This window comes from Agrobacterium sp. CCNWLW32, from assembly GCF_037083425.1.
Lineage (GTDB): Bacteria > Pseudomonadota > Alphaproteobacteria > Rhizobiales > Rhizobiaceae > Agrobacterium > Agrobacterium radiobacter.
The window spans coordinates 51,000-71,240 of sequence record NZ_JBAOJM010000011.1; the positions used below are offsets into that span (position 1 = coordinate 51,000).

The 20,241-nt window shown below is 57.1% G+C and carries 25 protein-coding genes and 1 tRNA gene; 18 read left to right on the forward strand and 8 right to left on the reverse strand.

The features are described from left to right. Positions 1–3: 3 nt before the first annotated feature. The 4 genes from V6R85_RS19945 (at position 4) to glpK (ending at position 4,589) form a co-directional block, all read left to right on the forward strand. Entirely contained in the window at positions 4–927 is a 924-nt protein-coding gene (locus V6R85_RS19945; RefSeq protein ID WP_003505890.1) for a carbohydrate ABC transporter permease, read from the forward strand. A 2-nt stretch (positions 928–929) separates the two neighbouring features. Beyond that, on the forward strand, positions 930–1,223 hold the full coding sequence (locus V6R85_RS19950; RefSeq protein ID WP_003505892.1) for a DUF2160 domain-containing protein: 294 nt from the start codon (positions 930–932) through the stop codon (positions 1,221–1,223). A 75-nt stretch (positions 1,224–1,298) separates the two neighbouring features. Beyond that, the gene (locus V6R85_RS19955; RefSeq protein WP_003505894.1) at positions 1,299–3,020 is read left to right on the forward strand and encodes an ABC transporter substrate-binding protein; all 1,722 of its coding nucleotides are present in this window, start codon (positions 1,299–1,301) and stop codon (positions 3,018–3,020) included. A gap of 69 nt (positions 3,021–3,089) precedes the next feature. Further along, positions 3,090–4,589: a glycerol kinase GlpK gene (glpK, locus tag V6R85_RS19960; RefSeq protein WP_020810335.1), complete on the forward strand. Its 1,500-nt coding sequence runs from the start codon at positions 3,090–3,092 to the stop codon at positions 4,587–4,589. Positions 4,590–4,644: 55 nt separating this feature from the next. Here the strand turns inward: glpK and V6R85_RS19965 are convergent, their stop codons facing one another. Continuing rightward, positions 4,645–5,505, reverse strand: a complete 861-nt coding sequence (locus tag V6R85_RS19965) for a LysR family transcriptional regulator (protein WP_003505897.1) — start codon at positions 5,503–5,505, stop codon at positions 4,645–4,647. Positions 5,506–5,602: 97 nt separating this feature from the next. Between V6R85_RS19965 and V6R85_RS19970 the strand changes: the two genes are divergently transcribed. After that, entirely contained in the window at positions 5,603–6,622 is a 1,020-nt protein-coding gene (locus V6R85_RS19970) for a bile acid:sodium symporter family protein (protein ID WP_003505904.1), read from the forward strand. Positions 6,623–6,686: 64 nt separating this feature from the next. Here V6R85_RS19970 and hspL read toward each other — a convergent pair whose 3' ends face one another. After that, complete coding sequence (gene hspL / locus V6R85_RS19975) at positions 6,687–7,169, reverse strand: heat shock protein HspL (RefSeq protein WP_003505905.1); 483 nt, start codon at positions 7,167–7,169, stop codon at positions 6,687–6,689. A gap of 161 nt (positions 7,170–7,330) precedes the next feature. On the opposite strand from hspL, the gene V6R85_RS19980 reads away from it, so the two are divergent. Beyond that, positions 7,331–7,576 carry a hypothetical protein gene (locus V6R85_RS19980; RefSeq protein ID WP_020810333.1) on the forward strand — a complete coding sequence of 82 codons (246 nt, stop codon included), beginning with the start codon at positions 7,331–7,333 and terminating at the stop codon, positions 7,574–7,576. Continuing rightward, positions 7,548–8,489, forward strand: coding sequence for an alpha/beta hydrolase (locus tag V6R85_RS19985; RefSeq protein ID WP_336377144.1), 942 nt, complete (start codon positions 7,548–7,550; stop codon positions 8,487–8,489). The genes V6R85_RS19980 and V6R85_RS19985 overlap by 29 nt, the downstream gene beginning before the upstream one ends. A gap of 20 nt (positions 8,490–8,509) precedes the next feature. Here V6R85_RS19985 and hisN read toward each other — a convergent pair whose 3' ends face one another. Together hisN and V6R85_RS19995 are read right to left on the reverse strand one after the other, a co-directional pair. Next, positions 8,510–9,286: a histidinol-phosphatase gene (gene hisN / locus V6R85_RS19990; RefSeq protein WP_020810332.1), complete on the reverse strand. Its 777-nt coding sequence runs from the start codon at positions 9,284–9,286 to the stop codon at positions 8,510–8,512. A gap of 318 nt (positions 9,287–9,604) precedes the next feature. Next, on the reverse strand, positions 9,605–10,489 hold the full coding sequence (locus V6R85_RS19995; protein WP_003505913.1) for an N-formylglutamate amidohydrolase: 885 nt from the start codon (positions 10,487–10,489) through the stop codon (positions 9,605–9,607). A gap of 181 nt (positions 10,490–10,670) precedes the next feature. Here V6R85_RS19995 and cpdR point away from each other — a divergent pair, with 181 nt between their 5' ends. The 5 genes from cpdR (at position 10,671) to V6R85_RS20020 (ending at position 13,895) form a co-directional block, all read left to right on the forward strand. Continuing rightward, entirely contained in the window at positions 10,671–11,033 is a 363-nt protein-coding gene (gene cpdR, locus V6R85_RS20000; RefSeq protein ID WP_003497910.1) for a cell cycle two-component system response regulator CpdR, read from the forward strand. Positions 11,034–11,114: 81 nt separating this feature from the next. Then, positions 11,115–11,189 (forward strand) — tRNA-Val (locus V6R85_RS20005). Between the two features lie 208 nt (positions 11,190–11,397). Continuing rightward, complete coding sequence (locus tag V6R85_RS20010; protein ID WP_336377145.1) at positions 11,398–12,600, forward strand: hypothetical protein; 1,203 nt, start codon at positions 11,398–11,400, stop codon at positions 12,598–12,600. Between the two features lie 151 nt (positions 12,601–12,751). Beyond that, on the forward strand, positions 12,752–13,018 hold the full coding sequence (locus tag V6R85_RS20015) for a hypothetical protein (protein ID WP_336377146.1): 267 nt from the start codon (positions 12,752–12,754) through the stop codon (positions 13,016–13,018). Positions 13,019–13,037: 19 nt separating this feature from the next. Continuing rightward, positions 13,038–13,895, forward strand: coding sequence for a DUF3800 domain-containing protein (locus tag V6R85_RS20020; RefSeq protein ID WP_336377147.1), 858 nt, complete (start codon positions 13,038–13,040; stop codon positions 13,893–13,895). Positions 13,896–14,091: 196 nt separating this feature from the next. Here the strand turns inward: V6R85_RS20020 and V6R85_RS20025 are convergent, their stop codons facing one another. Further along, positions 14,092–14,295: a hypothetical protein gene (locus tag V6R85_RS20025; RefSeq protein ID WP_336377148.1), complete on the reverse strand. Its 204-nt coding sequence runs from the start codon at positions 14,293–14,295 to the stop codon at positions 14,092–14,094. Between the two features lie 220 nt (positions 14,296–14,515). On the opposite strand from V6R85_RS20025, the gene V6R85_RS20030 reads away from it, so the two are divergent. The 6 genes from V6R85_RS20030 to V6R85_RS20055 all read left to right on the forward strand — a co-directional run bounded on the left by V6R85_RS20030 (position 14,516) and on the right by V6R85_RS20055 (position 17,702). Continuing rightward, positions 14,516–14,719, forward strand: coding sequence for a dehydrogenase (locus V6R85_RS20030; protein WP_336377149.1), 204 nt, complete (start codon positions 14,516–14,518; stop codon positions 14,717–14,719). Further along, positions 14,694–15,185 carry a hypothetical protein gene (locus V6R85_RS20035; RefSeq protein WP_336377150.1) on the forward strand — a complete coding sequence of 164 codons (492 nt, stop codon included), beginning with the start codon at positions 14,694–14,696 and terminating at the stop codon, positions 15,183–15,185. The genes V6R85_RS20030 and V6R85_RS20035 overlap by 26 nt, the downstream gene beginning before the upstream one ends. Before the next feature lie 2 nt (positions 15,186–15,187). Then, positions 15,188–15,850, forward strand: coding sequence for an SOS response-associated peptidase (locus tag V6R85_RS20040; RefSeq protein WP_336377151.1), 663 nt, complete (start codon positions 15,188–15,190; stop codon positions 15,848–15,850). Positions 15,851–15,859: 9 nt separating this feature from the next. Beyond that, entirely contained in the window at positions 15,860–16,273 is a 414-nt protein-coding gene (locus V6R85_RS20045) for a hypothetical protein (RefSeq protein ID WP_336377152.1), read from the forward strand. Next, positions 16,270–16,452 (forward strand): hypothetical protein, encoded by a 183-nt coding sequence (locus V6R85_RS20050; protein WP_336377153.1) that lies wholly within the window; start codon positions 16,270–16,272, stop codon positions 16,450–16,452. Before V6R85_RS20045 ends, V6R85_RS20050 begins: the two co-directional genes overlap by 4 nt. A gap of 227 nt (positions 16,453–16,679) precedes the next feature. Then, positions 16,680–17,702 (forward strand): porin, encoded by a 1,023-nt coding sequence (locus V6R85_RS20055; RefSeq protein WP_112293955.1) that lies wholly within the window; start codon positions 16,680–16,682, stop codon positions 17,700–17,702. Positions 17,703–18,028: 326 nt separating this feature from the next. Here the strand turns inward: V6R85_RS20055 and V6R85_RS20060 are convergent, their stop codons facing one another. The 3 genes from V6R85_RS20060 to V6R85_RS20070 all read right to left on the reverse strand — a co-directional run bounded on the left by V6R85_RS20060 (position 18,029) and on the right by V6R85_RS20070 (position 19,577). Next, the gene (locus V6R85_RS20060) at positions 18,029–18,373 is read right to left on the reverse strand and encodes a hypothetical protein (protein ID WP_111792603.1); all 345 of its coding nucleotides are present in this window, start codon (positions 18,371–18,373) and stop codon (positions 18,029–18,031) included. Positions 18,374–18,490: 117 nt separating this feature from the next. Further along, positions 18,491–18,742 (reverse strand): hypothetical protein, encoded by a 252-nt coding sequence (locus V6R85_RS20065; protein WP_336377154.1) that lies wholly within the window; start codon positions 18,740–18,742, stop codon positions 18,491–18,493. A gap of 1 nt (position 18,743) precedes the next feature. Continuing rightward, a complete protein-coding gene (locus tag V6R85_RS20070; protein ID WP_336377155.1) occupies positions 18,744–19,577 on the reverse strand; it encodes a glycoside hydrolase family 108 protein in 834 nt (277 codons plus the stop codon). Positions 19,578–20,241 lie beyond the last annotated feature (664 nt).

Below are 20,241 nucleotides of genomic sequence, written 5' to 3' on the forward strand. Positions count from 1 at the left end.
GACATGAGTGCTTCGAACGTCACGACCGGTGTGGAACGTAATGGCATGGGTACTGGTTCTGCGGCAGTTGCTGCCTCGGTACGGCCTGGTTTTGCCGCAACGGCAAGGTCACGCCGTCACCATGGGCCGTCCAGGTTTTCCTGGCTGGTGCCGACGATCTATATCGTGCTGTTGCTCGTGCCAATCTACTGGCTCATCAATATGAGCTTCAAGACGAATTCGGAAATCGTGTCGTCCATGACGCTTTATCCGCACCAGCCAACGTTGCAGAACTACAGGACGATCTTCACGGATTCATCCTGGTATTCGGGTTACATCAATTCGATTACTTACGTCGTGATGAATATGGTGATTTCGGTCGCGGCGGCGCTTCCAGCGGCTTATGCCTTCTCACGTTACCGTTTTCTGGGCGACAAGCACCTGTTCTTCTGGCTGCTGACAAACCGTATGGCGCCGCCCGCCGTCTTCGCGCTGCCTTTCTTCCAGCTTTATTCGGCATTCGGTCTGATCGACACACATATCGCGGTGGCGCTGGCGCACTGCCTGTTCAACGTGCCGCTGGCGGTGTGGATTCTCGAAGGTTTCATGTCCGGTGTGCCGAAGGAAATCGACGAGACCGCCTATATTGACGGCTATTCCTTCCCGAAATTCTTCGTGAAGATCTTCATGCCGCTCATCGCTTCCGGCATCGGTGTCGCCTGCTTCTTCAGCTTCATGTTCTCGTGGGTCGAGCTTCTGATCGCCCGCACGCTGACGACGACGGACGCCAAGCCGATTGCCGCGACCATGACGCGAACCGTTTCCGCCGCCGGCATGGACTGGGGCCTGCTTGCCGCCGCCGGCGTGTTGACACTGATCCCCGGCGCGCTGGTGATCTGGTTCGTGCGTAATTACATCGCCAAGGGCTTTGCGCTGGGGAGGGTTTGACCATGACGAAGATGCCCGATTTTACCTGGATGGCCTGGACCTGGCAGACGGCTGCGTTTTTCGGCGCCATTGCCGTGCTGCTCGTCGGCATGTGGTTCTGGGAATATCTCTCGCCCGGCGGCAATCCCCGCTTCGGCATCTTGCGCTTCGAGACCACGCGCGGCGACCGGTTGTTCATCTCGCTGCTCGGCAGCGCCTTCATTCATCTCGCATGGCTCGGGCTGGTCGGCCCGAACCTGTGGTGGGCTCTCGCTCTGTCTGCGGTCTACGCCATCGGCGTTTTCCGTTTTGTCTAGAGCAGGAAAAAGGTGCGGCGGAGGAAAACCGCACCAGCAGACTTCATGCAATCGCAAACCCTTGGGAGGACTGATATGCGACGGCATCTGATGACGACGACGGCGGCCATGCTGCTGGCAATGACGGGTTCCGCTTTCGCCGGAATGGAGGAAGCAAAGCAGTTTCTGGACAAGGAAATCGGCGATCTCTCGTCGCTTTCGCGTGGCGATCAGGAAAAGGAGCTGCAATGGTTTGTCGATGCCGCGAAACCTTTCGCGGGCATGGAGATCAAGGTCGTTTCCGAATCGCTCACGACCCATGAGTATGAATCCAAGGTTCTGGCTCCGGCCTTCACCGCCATTACCGGTATCAAGGTCACGCACGACCTGATCCAGGAAGGTGATGTGGTCGAAAAGATCCAGACCCAGATGCAGACCGGTCAGAACCTCTATGACGGCTGGGTCAATGACAGTGACCTCATCGGCACCCATTGGCGTTACCAGCAGGTGCGCAACCTGACCGACTTCATGGCCAATGAAGGCAAGGACGTCACCAATCCCGGTCTTGACCTCAAGGATTTCATCGGCAGCGCCTTTACGACGGCGCCGGACAAGAAGCTCTACCAGCTTCCCGACCAGCAATTCGCGAACCTCTACTGGTTCCGTTATGACTGGTTCAACAACGAAAAGAACAAGGCCGATTTCAAGGCCAAATATGGTTATGACCTCGGCGTGCCCGTCAACTGGTCGGCCTATGAGGATATTGCCGAATTCTTCACCGGCCGCGATGTCGATGGCAAGAAGGTCTTTGGCCATATGGACTATGGCAAGAAGGACCCGTCGCTCGGCTGGCGCTTCACCGATGCCTGGCTTTCCATGGCCGGCAACGGCGACAAGGGCCTGCCAAACGGTCTGCCGGTCGATGAATGGGGCATCAAGGTCAACGACAAGTCGCAGCCGGTCGGTTCCTGCGTGGCGCGCGGCGGCGATACCAATGGTCCGGCTTCCGTCTATTCCATCGAGAAATATCTCGAATGGCTGAAGAAATATGCGCCGCCCGAAGCGCAGGGCATGACCTTCTCCGAATCCGGCCCGGTGCCGGCGCAGGGCAACATCGCCCAGCAGATCTTCTGGTACACGGCCTTCACGGCAGATATGGCCAAGCCCGGCCTGCCTGTGGTGAACGAGGACGGTTCGCCGAAATGGCGCGTCGCACCTTCGCCGCATGGCGTCTACTGGAAGGACGGCATGAAACTCGGTTATCAGGATGTGGGTTCGTGGACGCTGATGAAATCCACCCCCGACGACCGCGCCAAGGCCGCCTGGCTTTACGCGCAGTTCGTGACCTCCAAGACCGTGGATGTGAAAAAGAGCCATGTGGGTCTGACCTTCATTCGCGACACCACCATCCACCACAAGAGCTTCACGGACCGGGCCACCAAGCTCGGTGGTCTCATCGAGTTCTATCGTTCACCGGCCCGCGTGCAGTGGTCGCCAACCGGCACCAACGTTCCTGACTATCCGAAGCTGGCACAGCTGTGGTGGCAGGCGATCGGCGATGCGTCTTCGGGCGCAAAGACGGCTCAGGCGGCAATGGACTCTCTCTGCGCCGAGCAAGAAAAAGTCATGAGCCGTCTGGAACGTGCCGGCGTGCAGGGCGATATCGGTCCGAAACTGGCGGAAGAGCACGATATCGAATACTGGAACAAGGATGCCGTTTCGAAGGGCAATCTGGCGCCGCAGTTGAAGATCGCCAACGAAAAGGAAAAGCCGGTCACCGTCAATTACGACGAACTGGTCAAAAGCTGGCAGAAGTAATTTCTGCATGAAATCTTAAACCGGGGCGGCTTTGCCGCCCCGTCATTGCGTCTGAAAGGGAGTAGCATAATGGGCGGTTATATTCTGGCGATCGATCAGGGAACGACATCGACAAGGTCGATGGTCTTTGATCGCGACATGCGGGTCATCGGTGTCGGGCAGCGAGAATTTCCGCAACATTTCCCGGCCTCCGGCTGGGTCGAACACGATGCAGAGGATATCTGGAAAAGTGTGCTGGAAACCATCCGGTTGGCGCTTGCCGATGCCGGCATCGCCGCATCCGATATCGCGGCGATCGGCATCACCAACCAGCGCGAAACGACCGTGCTTTGGGACCGTAATACCGGTGAGGCCGTGCATCGCGCCGTCGTCTGGCAGGATCGGCGCGCCGCGCCTGTCTGCGAGGATCTGAAACGCCGGGGACTCGAGCCGCTTTTTTCGAAAAAGACCGGGCTGCTGCTCGATCCCTATTTTTCCGGCACGAAGTTGAAATGGCTTCTCGACAGCGTCAGCGGCCTTCGCGAAAAAGCCGTGAAGGGGGAAATCTGCTTCGGCACGGTCGACAGTTTCCTGATCTACCGTCTCACCGGTGGCCGCCGCCATGTGACCGACGCCACCAATGCCTCGCGAACGCTGATCTACAATATCGAAGACAACGCCTGGGATGATGAACTCCTGTCGATCCTCGATATTCCGCGCGCCATGCTGCCGGAAGTGCTGGATTGCGCCGCCGATTTCGGCGTGACGGACAGGTCGCTGCTGGGTGCGGAAATCCCGATCCTTGGCGTCGCCGGCGATCAGCAGGCGGCCGTGATCGGCAACGCCTGCTTCGAGCCGGGCATGATGAAATCCACCTATGGCACCGGCTGCTTTGCGCTTCTCAACACCGGCACTGATCGCGTCGCCTCCACCAATCGCCTGCTGACGACGATCGCTTACCGCCTCGATGGCGTCACGACCTATGCGCTCGAAGGCTCGATCTTCATCGCAGGTGCCGCCGTGCAATGGCTGCGTGACGAGCTTGGCTTCATCTCGGTTGCATCAGAAGTCAGTGCGCTTGCCGAAAAGGCCGATCCAAGGCAGCGTGTTTATCTCGTACCGGCCTTTACCGGTCTTGGCGCGCCTTACTGGGACGCCGAGGCGCGGGGTGCGATCTTTGGCCTGACACGCGGCACCGGCCCGGCGGAATTTGCGCGCGCGGCGCTGGAAAGCGTGGCCTACCAGACCTTCGATCTGCTGGACGCCATGCGCAAGGACTGGGCGGGTGATAATGGCAAGACGGTGCTGAGGGTCGATGGCGGCATGGTCGCTTCCGATTGGACCATGCAGCGGCTGGCGGATATTCTTGCAGCACCCGTCGATCGTCCTGTCTTTCTCGAGACGACCATTCTCGGTGCCGCATGGCTCGCAGCATCGCGCGCTGGTATCTGGCCGGACCGCAAGGCCTTTGCCGACCATTGGCGGCGTGATCGCCGTTTCAGCCCGGATATGGAAGAGGGCGAGCGGAAAAACGCTATTGCCGGCTGGCGCGACAGCGTCGGCCGCTGCCTCTCGAAACGGGAAAACTAGAGTATTTCCAGCAAAAGTGTGAAGCGGTTTTGCTTTCGGAAATGCGCCAGGAAATCTATACGAAGCTGCCAGGTGCGATGCTCTTGCTCGACACGAGATCGGAAAGGGCGCGCACCAGCTTCGTATCCGCGCCCTTGCTGGGCTGAAGCACGAATTCCACATCCTCCAGAGCCGGCAGCACACCCGCCGCAATCTCCTTGAGGCCTGCCGGCGCCATGCTGCGTGGCTGCACCAGAATGCCCATGCCCGCTCTTGCGGCAGCGGTAAGTCCGCTGAGGCTGCCGCAGGTGCAGACGATCCGCCAGGAGAGGCCGGCCCGGTCCAATGCTTCCTGCGCCGCCTTTCGGGTGATGCTGGGCGGCGGAAAGGCGATCAGCGGCAGGGCGTCCGGCTGGTTCAGCATGCGTTCCGGGTCGCGCGCCAGCCAGACCAGCGGTTCGCGGTAAAGGAAGTGACCCAGCTTGTCGCCGAGGCGGCGTTTGGCGAGCACCACATCCAGCTCACCATTATCCTGCATCTGGTAAAGCACGCCGCTCAGCGAGACCGTCAATTCGAGATCCACCAACGGATAAAGGCGGATGAATTCCTCCAGAATGGCCGTCAGCCGGCTGGCGACGAAATCCTCCGAGACGCCGAGCCGCAGCCGCCCGCGCAGACGGTTTTCGCTGAAGAGCGATGAGACCTTGCTGTCGATCTCCAGCATGTTGCGGGCATAACCAAGCAGCGCCTCGCCCTCGCCAGTCAGTTTCACCTGATGGGTGCTACGGGCGATCAGCCGGCGGCCAAGGGCTGCCTCAAGCCTTTGAATATGCTGGCTGACGGTGGATTGGCCAATACCCAGCCGATCGGCAGCAAGCGTGAAACTGCCGGTTTGCTGAAGCATGACGAAGCTGGCAAGATGTTGAAGGTTCAGCATTATCTCAAATCGTGATAACTGTTAATCTTTGCATCCGAAATCATGATGAGCGATAGTGACGCCCGTTTCAAGCAAAACCGATGCCGGAAAGACTCCCATGACCCGCTTCCTGCCCGATCGTTTCACCATGATGCTGGTGGCCACCGTGATTTTGGCCTCCATCTTGCCGATTAGCGGCGAGCCGGCGGAGTATTTCGGCCTTGCGACGAAACTGGCGATCGCGCTTCTCTTCTTTCTGCATGGTGCGCGGCTTTCGCGGGATGTGGTGATTGCGGGCATCCTGCACTGGCGCCTGCATCTGGCGATCCTGCTCGTCACCTTCGGCCTTTTCCCGCTTCTCGGCGTGGCGATCGGTTTCATTCCCGAAAGCATCCTGCCGGCGCCGCTTTATATGGGTGTGCTGTTTCTCTGCGTGCTGCCATCCACCGTACAGTCTTCCATCGCCTTCACCTCCATGGCGGGCGGAAACGTGCCAGCGGCGATCTGTTCGGCCTCGGCCTCGAATATCTTCGGCATGTTCCTCACGCCATTGCTGGTTGGCCTGCTGTTTACGGTGGGCGGCCATGGCGGCGGCTTTTCGCTGGACGCGTTCCTGCAAATCTTCCTGCAGCTTCTGTTGCCGTTCATCGTCGGGCAGGCTCTGCAGCCCTGGATCGGCGACTGGATTCGGGCGCGCAAGAAGCTGCTGTCCCCGGTCGATCGCGGTTCGATCCTGATGGTGGTCTATCTCGCATTCTCCGACGCTGTCATCGAGGGCATCTGGCACACGTTTTCGCTCAGGGATATCGGCGTTGTCATCCTCATCAACATCGTGCTTCTGGCGCTTGTTCTGTGCGTAACCATGTTCGGCAGCCGTCTGCTCGGTTTCGAGAAGGCCGATGAAATCACCATCACCTTCTGCGGATCGAAGAAGAGCCTCGCAAGTGGTGTTCCCATGGCGGGCGCGATTTTCGCCGGCCAGAGCATTGGCGCGATCGTTCTGCCGATCATGCTCTTCCATCAGATACAGCTGATGGTCTGCGCGGTTCTTGCTCAGCGTTATGCCCGCAAGGCGCATGAAAAGGCAGCGATCGCGGAAACGGCTGCTGCAGAGGGTGCGGCGGCATCCGCTCGCTAACAGGATTTCCGCAAACAAAAACGGCCCCCCCTAAGGGGCCGTTCTTTTTGCATGTCAGAAAAGCTTAGTTGACCTGAGCCGGGGAAATCTGGGCTTCGATTGTCTTCGGCGCATCGGCGCTGTCGGACGAGATCGCGATGCGGCGCGGCTTCATCGCTTCCGGAATATTGCGGACGAGGTCGATGTGAAGCAGCCCGTTCTTCAAGGAAGCGGTCTGGACTTCGACGTGGTCGGCAAGCTGGAAGCGGCGTTCGAAAGCGCGCGTGGCGATGCCGCGATACAGGAATTCTCCCTCGGTTGTTTTTTCGTCCGTGGCCTTCTCGGCCTTCACCGTAAGCGCATTGGCGCGGGATTCGATGCTGAGTTCGTTCTCATCGAAACCGGCAACGGCCATGGTGATGCGATAGGTGTTTTCGCCGGTCCGCTCGATATTGTAGGGCGGATAGGACTGGGCCTGTTCGGGCTGGCCGAGGCCGTCAAGCATCGAAAAAAGACGGTCGAAGCCGACGGTGGAACGATAGAGGGGGGAAAAATCAACGTGACGCATGGTGTCCTCCTTAAGAAGCGACTGTTTGCGGTTAAGTCCGGCGTCCCGTTCTGGCTACGGCCGGACATATGGCGCGGTCCCGTTCTGGCGACCGCATGAATGAGATGGGAATGGCTTGCCGCCGCGTCAAGGGGCGTGAAAAGGTGAAAGCAACATGAACCATGGCTGAACGTCAGGTTCCGGCATCGTTCAGTTTGAGAGCCATAAAACATCGGTCATCGGAGACATTCTCCGTGGACAGAAGCAATAACGTCCCTTCTTCTTCTGTCTTATTCGCCGGAACCGCGACTGCTTTAACCGACGGTTCCGGCAATTTTTTCTTTGACCTTCCCGCGCCGCCGACCTATCCCGAAAAGGCACAAAAGCCGGAAAAGACCGATGATCGAAGCCACATTGCGCGCCAGTGAAGACAACCCGGTTCCCGGCAACCATACCGTCGGATATTTTACCGGCCATGGCGGCAAACAGCTTCGATATGCAATCTTCCGCGCCAGCCGCCATATTGCCCGCGGAACGGTGGTTCTGCTGCATGGCAGGAATGAATGTATCGAGAAATATTTCGAAACGGTTGGCGATCTTACCGCCATGGGTTTCTGGGTTGCGACCTTCGATACACGCGGGCAGGGCGGTTCCGAGAGGCTGCTCAAGAAGCCGGGTGCCGGGCATGTGCGGCGGTTCTCCGACTACCAGCATGACATCAGCCTTTTTCTCGAGCAGGTGGTGCTGCCGGATACGCGGCTGCCATTCTTCATGATCGCGCATTCTACCGGCGCGCTTGCAGCACTTGCGGCTGCTCCCGGCCTGTCGAACCGCATTGACCGTCTGGCCCTTTGTTCGCCCTTCATCGAGCTGGATAGCCAGCAATCGGTTCCCTCACCCGTGATCCGGATTGTTGCTACGGTCTTGAGTCTTGTCGGTCTCGGCAGGGTTCAGCTCGGAAGAGACCAGCGCGAGCGGGATTTCGACGGCAATCCGCTGACCTCGGACGCCAGGCGTTTTGCCAGAAATCTGACCCTGCACCGGCAGTTTTCGGAATTGTTCATCGGTGCGCCGACGGCGCGCTGGGTCTATGAGGCGCTGAAGACCATGGGCCGGGTGAAACGCCAGGATCACCTGACGAATATTACCGTACCGACGCTTATTCTGGCGCCGATGCTGGATACGATCACGCCCTATAAGGCGCAGGAAGAACTTTCACGCAATTTCCGGGCGGCGCAGCTTCTTCCGATAACCGGCGCGCGCCACGAATTGCTGCATGAGCGCGATGTTTTCCGCAAACAGGTGCTGGCGGCCATCGACGCGTTTTTCGCGCCGGAGTGATGGCCGCTCAAGCGGGTTGCCTAGAGTTTGGACAGAATGGCGAGCGCTTGTTCGTGCACCGCTTTTGAGCCGGCTGCGAGAATGCGGCCACCATTTTCCGGGCGCCCGCCATCCCAGGTGGTCATGATGCCGCCGGCCTGTTCGATGACGGGGATCAACGCGCCGACATCATAGGGCTTCAGGCCGGATTCGATCACCAGATCGACATGGCCGGCCGCAAGCAGGCAATAGGCGTAACAATCCACGCCGTAGCGGAAAAGGCGGACCTGATCCTGCACTTCTTCGTAAAGGGGCTTTTCTTCCGCAGTAAAGATGTGGGGAGTCGTGGTGAACAAAACGGCGTCCGATAGCGAAGCGCAATTGCGCGTGCGGATCTTCCGCTCGCCATCCGGCCCGAAATACCACGCCGCCTCACCATCGGCGAAATAACGCTCTTTGGTGAAGGGCTGGTCCATGATGCCCATCGTGGCGCGGCCGGCCGACTGGAAGCCGATCAGCGTGCCCCAGACAGGCACGCCCGAAATGAAGGCGCGGGTGCCGTCGATCGGGTCGATGACCCAGATATGGTCGCGGTCGAGACCGACATTGCCGTGTTCTTCGCCGAGAATACCATGCTGCGGAAAATGTGCTTCAATCAGGGTGCGAATGGCGGTTTCTGCTGCCTGATCGCCTTCCGTCACCGGGTCGTAGCCACCATCCTGCTTATTGGTGACGGCAATGCCCGTGCGGAAGCGGGGAAGCGTCTCGGCGCTGGCGGCATCGGCAAGTTTGAAGAAGAAATCCCGGTCGGGCAGCATGCGAAACCTCATCGCCTGAATATTGGGTCTGAATTCTGTGGCGCAATGCATAGACCGGAATCACATCCGCCGTCCACTCATACGGATGATGGGGTCGGTGTTTCCATATTTTCAGCATAAGCCTAAAAAATATGCATAAAATAAAATGATTGACAATTGTGCAGATACTGCGTAGCGTGACCCTGCAGTCTTTGACTGTAAATACCCTCCTTGGGTGTTTCCTCCCTAGACTTGACCGCGCCAAGGCGCGGTTTTTTTTGCCCGGCAAGCCGCCAGGTGATCCGGGATAAAGATTGAATTAGTGGGTGATTCGAGCTGCTACTCGGCAGCGAGCGACGTTTCTATCGCGTATTCGGAAACGAAGACGCCGAGCTGGCGCATGAAGATTTCAAGCGATGCCTGAATGGCCGGAAAATCGGCTTTTTTCAGAAGCGTCTTTTCATCGACGTAAAGTGCGCGATTGACCTCTATCTGCAGCGCATGCAGCGAGCGGATCGGCCGGCCATAATGTTCGGTGATGAAGCCGCCGGCATAGGGTTTGTTACAGACCGCGACAAAACCCAGTTCCTCGAGAAAATGCAGGGCGGCGCGGGAGACTTCCTGGGATGCGCTGGTGCCGTAGCGATCGCCGATGATCACATCCGGCCTGAGATTTGAACCGGCGACACGGATATTGCCCGGCATGGAATGGCAATCGATCAGCACCGCCATTCCGAAATTAGCGTGGGTGCGTGAAAGCAGGCGGCGCAGGCAGGCATGGTAGGGCTTGTAGATCGTCTCGATCCGCGAAAGCGCCTCGTCGACCGGCAGGCGATGGGCATAGATATCCATATTCTCGGCGACGATGCGCGGCACCGTTCCCAGACCGCCGGCGACCCGCATGGAGCCGATATTGGCATAAGGCGGCAACGTGCCTTCGAACATGCGAGGATCGAGTTCGTAGGGTTCGCGATTGACGTCCAGGTAGGCGCGCGGGAAATTCGCCTTCAGAAGCGGTGCGCCGATCTCCGGTGCCGCCGCGAACAGCTCGTCGACGAAGTGATCTTCGGAGCGGCGGATCTCGTGCGAATCGAGCCGTGCCGATTCCAGGAAGGAAATGGGGTAGCAGCGGCCGCTATGGGGGGAATTATAGACAAATGGCAGGGTTTGAACGGCAGGTTCCGTTACCTCAAAAAGCTCATATTCACCCGTTACCCAGTCCATTCAGTGCCATTTACCATGTCGCAAACAATCGGGATGTTCATGTTGCCAGTTACGGTGCGGCAAGTCCATACTATCGCTTAAGCAGCGCTATACCGATTCACGTGTTCACAGGATATTTACCGTGAAAATCCTATAATCGGGCTAGGGTATTTCAAACATTGAGTAGTTACGGTCACTTATGATGAATCAGAAAATTCTTCTCGCTGAAGACGACAACGATATGCGCCGCTTTCTCGTCAAGGCGCTGGAAAAAGCCGGTTACAAGGTTTCTTCCTTCGATAACGGTGCCAGCGCCTATGACCGGCTTCGCGAAGAGCCCTTTTCGCTCCTGCTGACCGATATCGTCATGCCCGAAATGGATGGCATCGAGCTTGCACGGCGCGCGACCGAACTCGACCCGGACCTCAAAGTCATGTTCATCACCGGCTTTGCAGCCGTTGCACTGAACGCCGATTCGAAGGCTCCGAAGGACGCCAAGGTGCTTTCCAAGCCGTTCCATCTGCGCGATCTGGTGGATGAGGTCAACAAACTCCTTGTGGCGTAAGGCCTCTCAAAAAACCTTCACAAAACCGAAAAAAAGCAGTTGACGCATCAACCGGTTTTGTGGTCTATCCGCCGCCACGGAGGGCGTGTAGCTCAGCGGGAGAGCACTACGTTGACATCGTAGGGGTCACAGGTTCAATCCCTGTCACGCCCACCATCCGAATTGCTTTAATATCAAGGCCTTGCGAGAAATCGCAGGGCCTTTTTACGTATTGCCCTCAAGGTTCATTGAACCTGACCATTTCGAAGTGGGCGCATCCGATCCATCAATCTCAAACGTGGTGGATTGTCAAAACGGCTACTTCCGGATGGCGTATAGAGGGTGAGGGGGACCTTATGCGTCCTCATTCGAGATGGAGGTGCGAATGGAAGAACCGAAACGCTCAATGAGCCGCGAGGAGCTTTACGCACTGGTATGGTCGACGCCTATGCAGAAGCTGGCAGAGAAATACGGCCTATCAGATCGAGGGTTGGCCAAAACGTGTTCACGCCACCTTATCCCCGTCCCTCCGCGCGGCTATTGGGCAAAGCTAAGTGCTGGCCAACAAGTCAAGAAGACAAAACTTCGACCAGTGGAAAATGTGGACCTACATACCGTTCATATTGCGGCATTCGCCCCACGCAGGAGCGTAGGCGCGCAACTGGCTTTGGCGGCCCAAAAAGTGCAATCCAAAACGGATGGCTGGAAAAATCAAACGGCAGTAGTGGAGCCAGGAGACGATCCCCACGGCAACATTAGAGATTTGGTCAAGGCGCTCAGGAAAGCAAAGCCCGACGATGAAGGGCTGATTTCCGTATACAGCATTGCTGTGCACTCGCTCAGCATTAATCGAGCCATCACCATTCTCCACAATTTGGCTCTAATCGCTGAGGAAGCTGGCGCGTCGGTCCAAGTCCGAAATGACAAAATTTACGTTAAAGATGATGTTGGCTCAGCTTCGCTGGCATTGACGGAAGAACGGAAGCGCCCAAAGCATCAGCCCACGGAAGAAGAGCTCGCGGAGTATGCGAAACTGAAAACGAAGCGGTTGAAGGATCGCGAGCGGGACGTCTGGAGCTTTGCTCGCCTTGAGCCCTGGCCGGAATTTGATGTAATCTATACGGGCAAGCTCACTGTCAGCTACGGAGGATGGACCCAAGGTCTTCGAGGGTCGTGGGCAGACGGTAAAACTCAGACCATCGAGAGTTTGCTGAGGGAAATAATCGCAGGGTTGCGGCTCATCATCGCCGCCAATGCGGAAGACGACCGGCTCCGCAAGGCAAATGAACTCCGACTGGAGGCCTTGCGCGAACAAGCTGAGCGAAGAAGGCGTCTTGAGGAACGGGAGGTCAAACGAATTGACTTTCTCAACCGACTGGAGCGAGACCGGAAGGAGCTAACTGACTGGCAGTCCGCGGTTGCCGCATTGCCCCGGCCAGACAATCCTCCCGGTGAATACGCTAGGATGATCGCGTGGGCTGAGGCGAGGGCTGCACGAATGGAGGCAGCTTTAACAATCGAGAGGATCCAGGCGGAATTGATCGAACAAAACCTGTATCCTTTGCGCGATGATTTGTCTGAAACTTAATAAGATTTGAGACGCGTGGGAATTTTCGCTCGTGGATCTGGCGTAGCCAGAGGCGCTCGCGGATTTGATCCGCCTCGCTCATCTCATGTTGGCGGGTAGAACGGTTATCGTGAAACACAACGAGATCAAAAAGCGTGAATCGGGGCCGTAAATGATGAGCCTGGCACGTCTCGTCTGCGGGCTCTTTGCGGTTGTGGCCATAATGATTTTTATTGGCCTGCTGACGGTAGATCAGTGGTTTACCATCGGGGAACGAGCGCAAGGGGACTACCCAACACGGACGCCAGCAGAACAAGCCGAGGCTGAAGCTAGGGCGAGCGCAGCGGCCGAGGAAGCTAGCAAGGCTGCCGATGAGACATTGAGGATCATACAAGGCAGTGATGCCGAGATGAAACGGGACAAGGTGAAGAGGCAGTGAGCGGGCCTAGGGGGCGGTATTGAGCGCATTTGGGGTGAACGAGCCCATTAAAATTAATCGCTTTGTCGCTTACGTTGATGAAGCTGGGGATGAGGGATTCGGCAAGCTTCGGGATGATGTTCCAAGCGCTCAGTCAAAATGGTTTTCCATCGGCGCATGCGTGGTCAACGAAGGCAACGACAAGCTTCTGCCCTGCTGGCGCGACGAAATAATGAGCGCCTTCAAAAACAAGAAAGCACGCGACCTTCATTTTCGGGACTTGAGCCACGATCAGCGGGTACACGCCTCATCTATAATTGCGCAAAAGCCTATTGGCGCATGCGTCATCTCATCCTGCAAAGAGACGATACTGGACGCTGAAGAGATTGATATATTCAAGCGAAAACAGCACCTCTACAACTATCTCACAAGGTTTCTGCTCGAAAGAATTACAGCAGCGTGCAAAAGGCGCGCTTCAGCTGATGGTGCGCAGGCTCGACTGAAGGTCGTATTTTCGCGAAGAAAAGGAACCGACTACGAACAGATGCGCGAGTATCTTTCGTTTATGCGGGATGGTAAGGAGAAGATGAAGCCTGTCCGGTCCATCGATTGGACTGTCCTTAACCCTGACGACATTGCGGTCGAAAACCACAAGGTTAGGGCTGGCCTCCAAATCGCAGATTTGTTCACCAGCGCTGTGTGGAAAGCCCTAGAGCCAAATGGGTACGGTCGCTGCGAAGATCGCTATGCCAAGGAGATTTCATCAAGGTTTTTGAAGTTCAAAGGAAATGCTTTGAACTCAGGACTTACGATTATCCCGCCCTATTCTAAATGCCCGTTGAATAGTGAACAAAAGACATTCATCGACTGGATAATAGCCCAAAAGAAAAGGCCCTAGTTTCCTAGGACCCTGCGTGGACCCCTAGGCCCCTGTCCCACACCGCGAAGAGTGCTGCTGCCTTTCGGCAACTTGGGGCGATTCTAGCGCTTGTCCACGGAGTAAAAATAGGAATTTTGTCTCTCAATTGCAAATGAACTTTTGTTAACGAGGACGATCCACAACCCGCTCCGGCGGGTTTCTTTTTGCAGAATTTCTATTTCGCGCCGTCCGGTACGATCAGCCAGAATAACTGCACCAGGTCATCCCAGAGCCGGCCTAGATCATCAATCATCGCAGTGATTTCCAGATAGGCGTAGACACCAGCGACAATCAGCAAGATCAGCGCGCAGACCAGCAGCCATGGCCAGATTCTGAATTTCCGTTTTGGAACGGATTGCGCTTCTTGCTCTACAGTCATCTAGAATCCCCATCCTCACTACATACACCAAGTACCATCTCTTGAATCTTTCGTCTTGAAGGATGGTGAGGGACGTCTCAGCCACCCATAAAGTGATTCTTTAGCCAGTTGCTTGACTCCTCCCTAAACGAGAACATAATTAGAACATCGCTTGGCACGGCGGCGTGTGCCTATCGGAAAATCAGGGAAGATTTGAACTCTTGAACCGGAGAATGAGAACGTGCGCCCAGAGAGAAGAGAACCGGAAGCCGATCCGGTGGACCACATCATTGCGTGGCACGACGGAGACAGCCGCGCTGCGATCGAAACGCTGATGGAAGACATCCAGCATTTGAGGATACAGCTTGCGCTGGCGACCGCCGCGATGGGCAGGGGATTTACGCGTGGCTGGGTTCCAAATGACGAACGCGCCGACCGCAAATGACAACGGCTACGAGTACAAGGAACTCGACAGAGAAAAAATATGGGTCATCTGCGAGGATTGTGAGCTTCTTCGGTCGTTTGATGGCAAGGCGGTGAAAGCCGAATTTACCGCTACCCCAGCCCCAAGCCCGCTCCGCATGATTGCGCAGAAGCTTATAGGATGCCCTAAATCGAAGGAAGATTTCGGCCCACGATGCAGGATGAGCTACTATTGGACCTTCGAGGAGCGAACGGAAAAAGCGTCGCAAGAAGAAGCATCTGGTGTGCGGGTGTGCGATCTACGCTCTTGGGAAGTCGTTGTGGCCGGGTGTGGATCCTGCAAGCATGTGACGGAGTTACCACGCTGGAAGCTCATAAAGATGGTCGGCGGTAACACGACCCTCCAGGAACTGCAGCCCCGCCTGAAGTGCCGGAAGTGCGGCGAGAAAGGCGACTCCTACATCACAATTGCCAAATTACCGAGGTGAGCATGTGTAATTTGTACCGCGTGAAGACCAATCAGGAATCGATCCGCGATATCGTGGGCATCATGCAGGAGCGGCTTAACCTGGAGCCGGATGTGGAAGTTTATCCAGATCGGCCGGCGCCAGTCGTACGCAACAGCGAAAGCGGACGAGAGCTTGTCGGGCTCACATGGGGCATGCCGTCGCCACAGTTCGTGACGCAGGGCAAACCTGATACCGGCGTGACCAACATTCGCAACGTCACCTCGCCGCACTGGCGCCGATGGCTGCGGACCGAAAACCGCTGTGTCGTTCCGTGGACGACCTTTTGCGAATGGGAAGATACCAAGCCCCGAAAGACAAAGCGCTGGTTTGCGCTCAACGAAGAAACACCCCTCGCCTTCTTCGCCGGCATCTGGACAGAATGGCACGGCGTCCGCGGATCGATGAGGAACCCCCGCGAGGGCGATCACCAGCTATACGCGTTCCTGACCACGGATCCGAACAGCGTCGTCAAACCAATCCACCCAAAGGCTATGCCGGTCATCCTGACAAACAAGGATGAGGTGGAGATGTGGCTGACCTCACCGTGGGAGGAAGCGAAAGAGCTTCAGCGGCCATTGCCTGACGACGGCCTCGTGCTGCTGCCGGTCGAAGAAGAGACCAAGACGGCCGATCTATTCGGATAGGAGACGAATATGCATATCCGTCCTTACATTCTGGAAAATCACGGTGTCTACCCCAAGGCGCTACTGGAAGATGGAGACTTCTTCGGAGTGCAGAAAGCCATTCACGAGGACATCGACCCGCGCCTGCTCGCAGAAGTGGACCGGGAATCGGACCTCCCCGCTTATTCCGGATATGTCGCCATGGAACTCTGGGCAGATGACGACGACATACCGACAGGTGCGAGGATGGAGATTTTGTTCAGCGAGCGAAAAAGCGTTGCTGCCCTTCTCTACGACCACCCCAAGATTTCCGACGCGTTCATAGAGTGGGTGTTTTGCACATCACCCGACGATGCATTGACCGAGTGGAAGCGGAAGGTTCGCTGGCCGCTGATTGAGACGTCGCGGGGACCGGTAGAGATTATCGGGGATACCCATCCATGAGCGACCAGACCGATAAGGCCGGCGACGGCATTCATGAAAACCACTGGTGCGAGCATCCAGGTTGTAAGAAGTGGGGCGGGTTCGGATACAGCCGTAGCAAAGCCGAGAAGTCGTCCTGGCACTGCTGGGAGCATTATCCGCAGCGGAAAGCCACATCAGCAAATGAGCGAAATGCTTGAATTTCCTAATGAGAGTTTAACTTTATCAACAGGTGAAGAGGGATTCTGTTACCTAATGGACACACCTTATGCGCTTCATGTCCATTCGAATACACTAAAACAGCGAATCTAGATTGCGGTATTCCGTGGCTTTCTGTCATTTACTGAATCAGCGCAGGGCTTATGAGGGTGGGACAACCAATTTCGAGCCTTTGCGTGGTGGATAAAAACTTGACTGGAGGTCAACCATGAACATCAAGAGCCTTCTGATCGGCTCCGCTGCGGCTCTCGCAGCAGTATCCGGCGCACAGGCCGCTGACGCTATCGTCGCTGCCGAACCAGAGCCCCTGGAATACGTTCGCGTTTGCGACGCTTTCGGCACCGGCTTCTTCTACATCCCCGGCACCGAAACCTGCCTGAAGTTCGGCGGTTACATCCGTTTCCAGACGAACATCGGTCGTGATGAATTCAACTCGGGCCGCGGCACCTCTGACTGGGATTCGTTCACGCGCGCTCAGTTCGAAGTTGACACCCGCACCGACACCGAGCTCGGCGCTCTGCGTGGCTTCATCGGCTTCCGCGGCAACGCTGACAACGGCTCTGCCGCTTCGTCTGGCGTTCACGTCGACCAGGCCTTCATCGAACTCGGCGGCCTGAAGGTCGGTAAGTTCTACAGCTGGTGGGACGATGGCCTCTCTGGTGAGTCCGACGTTCTCTCCACGAACGCTCTCTTCAACTCCATTCGTTACACCTACGACGCTGGTTCCTTCTGGGCAGGCGTTTCGGTTGACGAACTCGAAGGCATCACTGTTGGTTGGGACGAGCCCGACAACAACGTTGGCGTTGCTCTCGGCGTTGGCGCCAAGCTCGGCGCAGCTTCCTTCCAGCTCATCGGCGGCTACGACACCGACCGCGAAGAAGGTTCTGTTCGCCTGATCGCAACGGCTGACGTTGGTCCTGGTACCCTCGGCCTGGCCGGCGTATGGGCTTCCGGCCCGAACGCTTACTACACCGAGTCCGAGTGGGCAATTGCTGGCGAATACGCCATCAAGGCTACCGACAAGCTGACGATCACCCCCGGTGCTCAGTACTTCGGTAACTACTACGCTGGTGGCCCTGACTTCACCAACGACGACGCTTGGCAGGCTGGCCTGACGGTTGACTACAAGATCACCGACGGCCTCTCCACGAAGGTTGCAGTTAACTACCTCGACGTCGACAACGTTGACGAAGAGTGGAACGGTTTCATCCGTCTGCAGCGTTCGTTCTAATCTGATCTGACATTGTCAGTGATGGGGCCTCGGCATAAATGCCGAGGCTTTTTAGTATATAAGAATATAGAAGACAGATACATCAAAAGATTGTATTGTCGCTTTGGTGTTCTGGCGAAGATCCACAGCCTAAAGGCTTTCTCCAGCGACCCCAGTCAGTCTCCTCGGCCCGTCCCTGGGTCGAGGAGAAGGGGTCCCCGCTTCTTCTCTCCGGTCAAAAAAATCCGTTGCTTCTCATTAGCTTTGTGCCACAGTACAACTGTCTCTTTGTGGGAGGGGACAGATTGAAGCCAGTTCGCAGCCTCCAGTTGCGGGCTGGCTTTTCATCATGAAGATCGCGTCGCGCGTGGCTTCGACTGATTCTCCACGATGCGGTCGACGCGTAAGGTCATCTTATCGACGGCATCTTTTACCGCTCCGATTGCACCCATGATTTGTTCTGTCTGTTCGCGAAGACCCGACTTGGAAACGTATGTTTCCGCGACGTGGAGACGGTGTGCGGCGAGTTCTTCCCTCGCCAAAGATGCCATCGCCGATGCAGCTGACGCCGCCGCAGACGCCTCGGTCTTCGCAGCACTGATTTTTGCGTCGACGTACTTCCACAGGCCGAAGATGAAGCCGAAGACCAGCACGAAGAAGCCGACGGCGCCCATGATCTCCGCGCCGGTCATGGCTTCACCCCGCACAGCTTCTGCAGTTTCTCATTTTCGGTGAGGATTTGCCGCTTGGTTTCTGGCGTCATCTGGTCATCGACAGAGGGCCGTACTGGACGCGCGATGTCGCAGTAGTTACCGCTTGTCGCGCATCCACTTGCCAAGAGCGTCATCAACGCCAGCGTCATCCAGATTCCTGATTTCATTTTCGACATCCCCGGCCTTCTTGATGGCCTTGACGTTTGCTGCGGCCTGTTCGTCTTTCGCCGCGGAGCGCCCTGCCCTCTGGCCATACAAAAAGACGCCCGCGAGGATCGCGAGCGCCGTACCGATTGCGGCTAAGTAGCCAGAAACGCGGGACCAGAGGCCCGCAAAAAATAGTGGCATGCTAGCCTCCCGATCTGACGCGCTGGACGAAGTAGACGAGGCCGACGATACCGCCAGCGATCATCAAGATTGCCAGCGCCCATTGAATCGGGCCAGCGCCGGCAAAGATTGCTCCGGCGGCAGACAGGAAGCCTCCGAGTGGTCCCCATGCTTCCGGCTTCTTGAGAACTTCGGCGAGGCCAGTGTCTTGCACTATGGCCTTCGCCTCAGCTTCGACTGGGGTGGCGGTGGGTCGCGGCTCCACGGAGTTGGCCATCATCAGCGCGTTGCCAACGACACCAGGCTGTTTCTTGAACTTGCCAAGCGGGTCGACGCCCGTAACGCGGATCGTCCAACCTCTGCCGTTGACCGGAAAGCCGGTCTTGGCGTTTGTCAGGCTGCGAAGGTAGCGCATACGCTCATCGCAGTAGGCCATGATCAGGTCTTTGACGCCGCCCGGATAAGCAGCAACTGCGGCGACGGTCTGCTCGCCGATGTGTCCGTCGATCGCGCCGGAGTACACCTTCTTAGCCTGCATAACCACCTGCAGCTTCTTCGCTGCAGTCGACGGTCCCGAATTCACGCCGAAATCGAATGCGGCATAGTCCAGACCCGACGGCAGGAGATCGCCTCCGCTCTGCGACCAGTAGGATCGACGATAGATCTCCACGGCCTCTTCCTTGGTCATCGCCTTGACCTCAGATGCCGTGACCGACGCAACGCCGCGGTGCGCGGCAAGCGTCTTGTGCGTGATCCCGTATTTGGTCGGGCCGCCTCGGTCGCTCTTGACGTTTACGTATCCGCCTTCGTGGCCGAACATGAGGTCGAGCGAGACGGCAAGATTTTCTCTAGCCATGTTGGCGGCTCCTTTCTTTACAGCCCTCGTGCAGGCGCACGAAAGCCCTCCCCTGTGTGGAGATTTTGGTAATTGGCATGGGTGTTCCTTCGTGGAGAATTGGCTGCTGGGTGGCACCCCAGAGCTCTCCTGATTGCGGGTGATTTCTCGAAGTTGCTGGCGATGTCGAGCGAGGTTAGGTTCGGCGTGTCGCGTCTTTTCCCAAGAAACGGCATGGAGGCCTGCAAACCTTTCCCCCAGCCCTTGTGGGCCTCCACTCATTCAGCCCCGGTTCATCCCTGCCGCCGCATTCTCGCAATCATGGAACCGAAGGCACCGACACACGTTTGAGTGCCTCAATGGGAGATGAGATTATGAAGCTTCTGACCGCAGCAATTGCGCTCGTATCGGTCGGTATCCTTAGTGGATGCGTTGAGGATGGCGGGTACCGTACTGGCGGCTATTATTCGTCGGGCGTTTCCTACCGTTCATACGATAGAGACCGCTACTATGGAGACCGGTACCGCCGCGACTATGACCGTCGCGATTGGCGTGATCGGAGAGAATCGAGAGACAGGCGCCAGGATCGTAGGGAGTGGCGCGGCGAACAGCCACGCCAGCCGGAGTCGCAGGGCGGCAACCGCGTCATACGTCCGCACATATTGTATCGAAACGCTGACTAACC

Excerpts from the sequence above, each read along its gene's own strand:
- V6R85_RS19945 (WP_003505890.1), top strand. The coding sequence starts at position 4 with ATGAGTGCTTCGAACGTCACGACCGGTGTGGAACGTAATGGCATGGGT.
- V6R85_RS19950 (WP_003505892.1), top strand. The coding sequence starts at position 930 with ATGACGAAGATGCCCGATTTTACCTGGATGGCCTGGACCTGGCAGACG.
- V6R85_RS19955 (WP_003505894.1), top strand. The coding sequence starts at position 1,299 with ATGCGACGGCATCTGATGACGACGACGGCGGCCATGCTGCTGGCAATG.
- glpK (WP_020810335.1), top strand. The coding sequence starts at position 3,090 with ATGGGCGGTTATATTCTGGCGATCGATCAGGGAACGACATCGACAAGG.
- V6R85_RS19965 (WP_003505897.1), bottom strand. The coding sequence starts at position 5,505 with ATGCTGAACCTTCAACATCTTGCCAGCTTCGTCATGCTTCAGCAAACC.
- V6R85_RS19970 (WP_003505904.1), top strand. The coding sequence starts at position 5,603 with ATGACCCGCTTCCTGCCCGATCGTTTCACCATGATGCTGGTGGCCACC.
- hspL (WP_003505905.1), bottom strand. The coding sequence starts at position 7,169 with ATGCGTCACGTTGATTTTTCCCCCCTCTATCGTTCCACCGTCGGCTTC.
- V6R85_RS19980 (WP_020810333.1), top strand. The coding sequence starts at position 7,331 with ATGGCTGAACGTCAGGTTCCGGCATCGTTCAGTTTGAGAGCCATAAAA.
- V6R85_RS19985 (WP_336377144.1), top strand. The coding sequence starts at position 7,548 with ATGATCGAAGCCACATTGCGCGCCAGTGAAGACAACCCGGTTCCCGGC.
- hisN (WP_020810332.1), bottom strand. The coding sequence starts at position 9,286 with ATGCTGCCCGACCGGGATTTCTTCTTCAAACTTGCCGATGCCGCCAGC.
- V6R85_RS19995 (WP_003505913.1), bottom strand. The coding sequence starts at position 10,489 with ATGGACTGGGTAACGGGTGAATATGAGCTTTTTGAGGTAACGGAACCT.
- cpdR (WP_003497910.1), top strand. The coding sequence starts at position 10,671 with ATGAATCAGAAAATTCTTCTCGCTGAAGACGACAACGATATGCGCCGC.
- V6R85_RS20010 (WP_336377145.1), top strand. The coding sequence starts at position 11,398 with ATGGAAGAACCGAAACGCTCAATGAGCCGCGAGGAGCTTTACGCACTG.
- V6R85_RS20015 (WP_336377146.1), top strand. The coding sequence starts at position 12,752 with ATGATGAGCCTGGCACGTCTCGTCTGCGGGCTCTTTGCGGTTGTGGCC.
- V6R85_RS20025 (WP_336377148.1), bottom strand. The coding sequence starts at position 14,295 with ATGACTGTAGAGCAAGAAGCGCAATCCGTTCCAAAACGGAAATTCAGA.
- V6R85_RS20035 (WP_336377150.1), top strand. The coding sequence starts at position 14,694 with ATGACGAACGCGCCGACCGCAAATGACAACGGCTACGAGTACAAGGAA.
- V6R85_RS20040 (WP_336377151.1), top strand. The coding sequence starts at position 15,188 with ATGTGTAATTTGTACCGCGTGAAGACCAATCAGGAATCGATCCGCGAT.
- V6R85_RS20045 (WP_336377152.1), top strand. The coding sequence starts at position 15,860 with ATGCATATCCGTCCTTACATTCTGGAAAATCACGGTGTCTACCCCAAG.
- V6R85_RS20050 (WP_336377153.1), top strand. The coding sequence starts at position 16,270 with ATGAGCGACCAGACCGATAAGGCCGGCGACGGCATTCATGAAAACCAC.
- V6R85_RS20055 (WP_112293955.1), top strand. The coding sequence starts at position 16,680 with ATGAACATCAAGAGCCTTCTGATCGGCTCCGCTGCGGCTCTCGCAGCA.
- V6R85_RS20060 (WP_111792603.1), bottom strand. The coding sequence starts at position 18,373 with ATGACCGGCGCGGAGATCATGGGCGCCGTCGGCTTCTTCGTGCTGGTC.
- V6R85_RS20065 (WP_336377154.1), bottom strand. The coding sequence starts at position 18,742 with ATGCCACTATTTTTTGCGGGCCTCTGGTCCCGCGTTTCTGGCTACTTA.
- V6R85_RS20070 (WP_336377155.1), bottom strand. The coding sequence starts at position 19,577 with ATGGCTAGAGAAAATCTTGCCGTCTCGCTCGACCTCATGTTCGGCCAC.